A 6,575-nucleotide genomic window follows, 5' to 3' on the forward strand; every position below is an offset into this window, starting at 1 on the left:
CACCGGGCTTAAAGAGATGAACCGTCAGGCCAGACGGTTTCCGGGCACGAACCACTCCCGGCGTGAATTAAGCAGATCCTGCGCGCTCATGGCTTTTTTACCGGCAGGCTGCAAAGAGATAAGATTCAGAATGCCGTCACCTGTTGCGACCTGGATACCCTGCTTTGTCGCCTCTAGAATGGTGCCTGGCTCGGCCTGGGTGTTTACAGCAATAACCGAAGCTTGCCAGACTTTCACTGGCTGACCATCGATTTCAAGCCAGCTCATTGGCCACGGGTTAAAGGCGCGGATGCAGCGTTCCAATTGAACAGCCGAAAGCGACCAGTCGATACGGGCCTCTTCTTTGCTGAGTTTTTCTGCATGCGTAACCAGTGATTCGTCTTGTACCACCGGTTTTATTGTACCGGCAGCCAGCTGTTTTAGCGTTTCAATCAGCCCCTGAGGCCCCAGGTCTGCCAGCTTGTCATATAACGAACCGCTGGTATCTTCTGCCGTAATTGGGCAGGACAGCTTCAGCAGCATATCACCGGTGTCGAGGCCAACATCCATCTGCATGATGGTAACACCGGTTTCGGCGTCGCCTGCCCACAGTGAGCGCTGGATCGGTGCTGCACCCCGCCAACGCGGAAGCAGGGAACCGTGAACGTTGATACAACCCAGGCGCGGCATTTCCAGTACTGCTTTTGGCAGGATCAGGCCATATGCCACCACCACCATCACGTCTGCGTGTAAATCAGCAACCAGTAGTTGGTTTTCCTGAGGGCGAAGAGAGACGGGTTGAAAGACCGGTATCCCTTTTTCTTCTGCCAGCACTTTTACCGGGCTGGGCATCAGCTTTTTACCGCGTCCCGCCGGGCGGTCCGGTTGGGTAAACACGCCAACGACGTTATGTCCAGAAGACAGCAGCGCGTCGAGATGACGCGCTGCAAAGTCAGGTGTACCCGCAAAAATAATACGTAGTGAGTCTGACACGTTGATCCTTGTCCTTAAGCTCGGGCGTTCAGGCGGTCGAGTTTTTCAACTTTCTGACGAATGCGTTGTTGCTTCAACGGAGACAGATAATCGATAAATAGTTTACCGACCAGGTGATCCATTTCATGTTGAATGCAGATAGCGAGCAGGCCATCGGCTTCCAGTTCAAAAGATTTGCCGTCGCGATCAAGCGCACGAATTTTTACTTTCTCTGCACGCGGTACTAACGCACGCTGTTCAGGAATAGACAGACAGCCTTCTTCAATGCCGGTTTCGCCGTCTTTTTCCAGCAGTTCTGGGTTAATGAGTACCAACTGCTCATCGCGATTTTCAGAGACATCAATAACAATGATGCGCTGATGAATATCGACCTGTGTTGCTGCCAGACCGATACCTTCTTCGGCGTACATCGTTTCGAACATATCATCAACGATACGCTGAATTTCTGCATTCACTTCTTCAACCGGTTTTGCGACTTTGCGAAGGCGCTCGTCCGGAATATGTAACACTTGCAAAACTGACATAGTTATCCAGAGTTGTGTTCAGGAGTTGAAAAGATAATTACCTCTATTCTAGACAAAACCCCCTCTGATTGACAGCATCAGTGACCAATCGCAAAGATTGCCAGGACTGCTTGTGGCAGGGGAACAGGGATGACCCAAATCGAAATTTGGCTACGTTTAGCGCAAGTGAATGAACTGTATGGTGATGAGATAGTGCGCGTTGCTCACTGGCTCAATACTCAACCGTGTATTAACAACGCGGTACTCTTGCAGGCTGGATTCTCTCCACGCCAGGCAAGACGCTTTTTAACCTTTTCAGATCTGACGCTGGAAAAAACGCTGCGCTGGCTTGAACAGCCTAACCACCATTTTGTGGTTGCCGACAGCGAGCATTATCCGCCACAGCTCCGTGCGATTGAGGATTATCCTGGGGTGCTTTTTGTTGCAGGAGCTCCCGCATGCCTCCACTCATTTCAAGTTGCCGTTGTCGGCAGTAGACAGCACTCCTGGTATGGCGAACGCTGGGGGCGATTGTTTTGTGAAAAGCTTGCTGCATGTGGGGTGACGATCACCAGCGGTCTGGCCCGGGGGATTGATGGCGTGGCGCACAATGCTGCGATAAACCGACAAGGCACAAGTATTGCGGTGCTGGGAAATGGACTTGAGACCATTCACCCACGACAGCATATCCGTCTTGCAGAACGACTGATTGAGGCAGGGGGCGCACTGGTGTCTGAGTTCCCATTAGATATGCTCCCTTTGCCGCGCAATTTTCCCCGACGAAATCGCATTATTAGTGGTCTAAGTAAAGGTGTACTGGTCGTTGAAGCTGCACAGCGTAGTGGTTCACTGGTTACTGCTCGCTGTGCACTGGAACAAGGGCGGGAGGTGTTTGCTTTACCAGGGCCGATTGGGAGCCCGGGAAGTGAAGGCCCGCATTGGCTTATTCAGCAGGGAGCCATGCTTGTGACGACACCAGAGGAAATTCTTGAAAATTTGCAATATGGGCTGCAATGGTTGCCAGATGAACCTGAAAAATCAATTTATTCGCCAGATCACGGAGAGGTGGCATTGCCATTTCCGGAGCTCCTGGCTAACGTAGGAGATGAGGTAACACCTGTTGACGTCGTCGCTGAACGTGCCGGCCAACCTGTGCCAGAGGTAGTGGCTCAACTGCTCGAACTGGAGTTAGCAGGGTGGATCGCAGCTGTACCCGGCGGCTATGTCCGATTGAGGAGGGCATGCCATGTTCGACGTACTAATGTATTTGTTTGAGACATATATCCATAACGAAGCTGAGCTGCGTGTGGATCAGGACAAACTGGAACGGGATCTTACCGACGCTGGTTTTGATCGTGAAGACATTTACAACGCGTTACTTTGGCTGGAGAAGCTTGCTGACTATCAGGATGGCCTTGCTGAACCTATGCAGCTGGCATCGGACCCTCTTTCTATACGTATTTATACTGCGGAAGAGTGCGATCGACTGGATGCAAGCTGTAGAGGATTCCTGCTATTCCTGGAGCAGATTCAGGTGCTAAACCTCGAAACGCGAGAAATGGTTATTGAGCGCGTACTCGCGCTGGATACGGCAGAGTTCGATCTGGAAGACCTGAAGTGGGTGATTCTGATGGTGCTATTCAACATTCCAGGTTGTGAAAATGCCTATCAGCAAATGGAAGAATTACTCTTTGAAGTGAATGAAGGTATGCTGCATTAATCAATCTTCATTCAGTATGAGTTGTTATGGCTAAATCAGCACTGTTCACGGTGCGTAAAAACGAGCCCTGCCCACAATGCGGGGCTGAACTGGTTATTCGTTCCGGGAAACACGGTCCATTTCTCGGTTGTTCACACTATCCAGAATGCGATTACATCCGTCCGCTGAAATCTTCCGCGGACGGACATATTGTCAAAGTTCTGGAGGGTAAGCTTTGTCCTGCATGTGGCGCTGAGCTGGTGCTGAGACAGGGACGATTCGGTATGTTTATTGGATGCAGTGACTATCCTGCGTGCGATCACACCGAGCTCATAGACAAGCCTGATGAAACAGCAATAGTCTGTCCTCAATGCCAGACTGGTCATCTTGTCCAGCGGCGTTCCCGTTATGGCAAAACCTTTTACTCCTGCGATCGCTATCCGGAGTGCCAGTTTGTCATTAACTTCAAACCGTTAGCCGGAGAATGTCCTGAGTGTCATTATCCGCTTCTCATCGAAAAGAAAACCGCGCAGGGTGTGAAGCATTTCTGTGCCAGTAAACAATGTGGAAAGCCGATTTCGGCGGAATAAAAAAGTGAATAATAACCTGCCCACAGATCCTATCGTTGCTGCGATAGCGGTTCTGAAACAAGAAAAAGTCATCGCCTATCCAACTGAAGCTGTATTTGGTGTCGGCTGCGACCCCGATAGCGAAACGGCGGTGAGCCGTTTGTTGGCGCTAAAACAACGTCCGGTCGATAAAGGGTTAATTTTAATCGCGTCAAACTTTGAACAACTTAAACCGTATATCGACGATAGCATGCTCACCGATGCTCAACGTGACGCTGTTTTCGCCCGTTGGCCTGGTCCTGTTACCTTCGTTTTCCCAGCGCTTGCGACAACGCCACGCTGGTTGACCGGGCGCTTTGATTCTCTGGCTGTTCGCGTCACCGATCACCCGCTGGTGGTTGCGTTGTGCCAGGCTTATGGCAAACCGTTAGTTTCTACCAGTGCTAATTTGAGTGGCTTACCGCCTTGCAGAACGGTAGAGGAAGTTCGCGCACAGTTCGGTACAGACTTTCCTGTGGTTGAAGGGGAGACCGGGGGGCGTTTGAATCCTTCGGAGATCCGTGATGCTCTGACAGGTGAACAGTTTCGACAGGGGTAATATGAAAGAAGCCTATGCTGTTTTTGGTAATCCGATAGCGCACAGTAAATCGCCCTTTATTCATCAGCAATTTGCAGAGCAGCTGAAGATTGATCACTCCTACGGGCGTGTATTGGCACCCATCAATGATTTTGTGAATACCCTGAACGCTTTTTTTGCTGAGGGCGGGAAGGGGGCAAATGTCACCGTGCCTTTTAAAGAAGAGGCATTTGCACGTGCCGATGAACTAACGGAGCGGGCATCGCTTGCTGGAGCGGTCAACACCCTTAAACGGCTGGAGGATGGGCGTTTGCTGGGAGACAACACGGATGGTATCGGCTTGTTGAGCGATCTTGAGCGTTTATCTTTCATTCGTCCCGGATCGCGAGTTCTGCTGATTGGTGCGGGTGGTGCATCCCGTGGAGTTTTATTACCTCTTCTTTCTATGGATTGCGCGGTGACTATTGTTAACCGTACCGCTTCGCGCGCTGAAGAACTGGCACTAATCTTCTCCCATACCGGCAGCGTACAGGCGGTAGGAATGGATGAGCTTGATAATTACAGTTTTGATTTGATTATTAACGCGACATCCAGCGGAATTAGCGGTGAGATACCGGCTATTCCGACATCTCTTATTCACTCATCTGTCTATTGTTATGACATGTTTTATCAGAAAGGAGATACACCGTTCCTCTCCTGGTGTGCCGAACATGGGGCGAAACAATATGCTGATGGCCTGGGTATGCTGGTGGGGCAAGCAGCGCACGCCGTTTTACTCTGGCATGGGGTTTTGCCGCAGATTGAACCCGTCATTAAAAGCATGCAGCAGGAATTGTCGGCATGAATCAGGCGATCCAGTTTCCCGATCGAGAAGAATGGCGCACGGATGTCAGCGCCGTGGTTTTTCCGGCGATGGTTCATGGTATGCAGTTAACATGTGCCATATCTGGAGAGATGCTGGCGTCCCGCTTTGGCGGCGACACGCCTGAACAGTGGTTGGAAATCTTTCAACAGCATCGCTGGGATCTGGAAGAAGAAGCTGAAGGATTGATCCAGGACCAGCAGGAAGATGCTCAAGGTTGGGTGTGGTTACTCTGACTTAAATATTCATCTTTCCACTTAACATAGTTGTTAGCTGAATATTGTAAGCCTGCTTTCTCTTCATCGCTTAATGGACGGATTTGTTTAACCGGGCTTCCCAGGTACAGATACCCGCTTTCCAGGCGTTTGTTTTGGGGAACCAGGCTCCCAGCCCCAATCATAACGTCGTCTTCTACTACCACGCCATCCAGCAGAATCGAACCCATGCCGACTAATACGCGGTTGCCAATGATACAGCCGTGTAGCATTACTTTATGACCGACTGTTACATCCTCACCCACGATCAATGGATTACCCTGCGGATTAGACGTGGATTTATGTGTGACATGGAGAACGCTGCCGTCCTGAATGTTTGTACGGGCACCAATTTGTACATAGTTAACGTCGCCACGAATGGCAACCAGTGGCCAAATTCCGACATCATCAGCCAAACGAGCATCACCAATGACGACACTGCTGGTGTCGATCATCACGCGATTTCCGATCTGTGGGAAAAGATCCTTATAAGGACGCAGTACATCAGACATGTTTACCTCAACGAAAATAGAGCAGTAATGAAGACTTTGGTTGGATTATTGAGACTGTGCAAGTGGTTTAGCTATCAAAAATCAGCCAAATTGCGCAGGAATGTAGCGAAAGGAGTGAAAAACAAGCATTCAGAAAAAAAGATCCAAAAAATACTTGTGCTAAAAAATGGGATCCCTATAATGCGCCTCCATCGACACGGCGGATGTGAATCACTTCACGCAAACAGCCGGTTCGGTTGAAGAGAAAAACCTGAAAATGAGGGTTGACTCTGAAAGAGGAAAGCGTAATATACGCCACCTCGCGACAGAGCGCTAAAGCGCGTCGCAACTGCTCTTTAACAATTTATCAGACAATCTGTGTGGGCACTCGAAGATACGGATTCTTAACGTCGCAAGACGAAAAATGAATACCAAGTCTCAACGAGTGAACACGTAATTCATTACGAAGTTTAATTCATTGAGCATCAAACTTTTAAATTGAAGAGTTTGATCATGGCTCAGATTGAACGCTGGCGGCAGGCCTAACACATGCAAGTCGAACGGTAGCACAGAGGAGCTTGCTCCTTGGGTGACGAGTGGCGGACGGGTGAGTAATGTCTGGGAAACTGCCCGATGGAGGGGGATAAC

The 6,575-nt window shown here is 50.0% G+C and carries 9 protein-coding genes and 1 rRNA gene (1 of these 10 running past the window's edge); 7 read left to right on the forward strand and 3 right to left on the reverse strand.

All coding sequences use genetic code 11. The features are described 5' to 3' along the window. Positions 1–24 precede the first annotated feature (24 nt). Both fmt and def read right to left on the reverse strand, forming a co-directional pair. A complete protein-coding gene (gene fmt, locus OGY06_RS18215) occupies positions 25–972 on the reverse strand; it encodes a methionyl-tRNA formyltransferase (RefSeq protein ID WP_003828282.1) in 948 nt (315 codons plus the stop codon). Positions 973–986: 14 nt separating this feature from the next. Beyond that, positions 987–1,496, reverse strand: a complete 510-nt coding sequence (gene def, locus OGY06_RS18220; protein WP_003828283.1) for a peptide deformylase — start codon at positions 1,494–1,496, stop codon at positions 987–989. Between the two features lie 129 nt (positions 1,497–1,625). Here def and dprA point away from each other — a divergent pair, with 129 nt between their 5' ends. Genes dprA through OGY06_RS18250 form a run of 6 tightly spaced genes read left to right on the forward strand, consistent with a single transcriptional unit; the run spans position 1,626 to position 5,418 of the window. Continuing rightward, positions 1,626–2,750: a DNA-protecting protein DprA gene (gene dprA / locus OGY06_RS18225; RefSeq protein ID WP_003828284.1), complete on the forward strand. Its 1,125-nt coding sequence runs from the start codon at positions 1,626–1,628 to the stop codon at positions 2,748–2,750. Then, a complete protein-coding gene (smg, locus tag OGY06_RS18230) occupies positions 2,722–3,195 on the forward strand; it encodes a DUF494 family protein Smg (RefSeq protein ID WP_003031162.1) in 474 nt (157 codons plus the stop codon). The genes dprA and smg overlap by 29 nt, the downstream gene beginning before the upstream one ends. Before the next feature lie 26 nt (positions 3,196–3,221). Next, positions 3,222–3,764, forward strand: coding sequence for a DNA topoisomerase family protein (locus OGY06_RS18235; RefSeq protein ID WP_003828287.1), 543 nt, complete (start codon positions 3,222–3,224; stop codon positions 3,762–3,764). 4 nt (positions 3,765–3,768) lie between these two features. Continuing rightward, positions 3,769–4,341, forward strand: coding sequence for an L-threonylcarbamoyladenylate synthase type 1 TsaC (gene tsaC, locus OGY06_RS18240; protein ID WP_003828289.1), 573 nt, complete (start codon positions 3,769–3,771; stop codon positions 4,339–4,341). Between the two features lies 1 nt (position 4,342). After that, entirely contained in the window at positions 4,343–5,164 is an 822-nt protein-coding gene (gene aroE, locus OGY06_RS18245) for a shikimate dehydrogenase (protein WP_003828290.1), read from the forward strand. Next, the gene (locus tag OGY06_RS18250) at positions 5,161–5,418 is read left to right on the forward strand and encodes a DUF1488 family protein (RefSeq protein WP_148361411.1); all 258 of its coding nucleotides are present in this window, start codon (positions 5,161–5,163) and stop codon (positions 5,416–5,418) included. Before aroE ends, OGY06_RS18250 begins: the two co-directional genes overlap by 4 nt. Here the strand turns inward: OGY06_RS18250 and OGY06_RS18255 are convergent. Continuing rightward, positions 5,394–5,948 carry a gamma carbonic anhydrase family protein gene (locus OGY06_RS18255; protein WP_003031171.1) on the reverse strand — a complete coding sequence of 185 codons (555 nt, stop codon included), beginning with the start codon at positions 5,946–5,948 and terminating at the stop codon, positions 5,394–5,396. The two genes, OGY06_RS18250 and OGY06_RS18255, sit on opposite strands and share 25 nt — an antisense overlap. A gap of 474 nt (positions 5,949–6,422) precedes the next feature. Between OGY06_RS18255 and OGY06_RS18260 the strand changes: the two genes are divergently transcribed. Continuing rightward, positions 6,423–6,575, forward strand: a 16S ribosomal RNA gene (locus tag OGY06_RS18260) (it continues 1,389 nt past the right edge of the window).

Source organism: Citrobacter sp. Cpo147, assembly GCF_030332405.1.
GTDB classification, from domain to species: domain Bacteria; phylum Pseudomonadota; class Gammaproteobacteria; order Enterobacterales; family Enterobacteriaceae; genus Citrobacter; species Citrobacter portucalensis.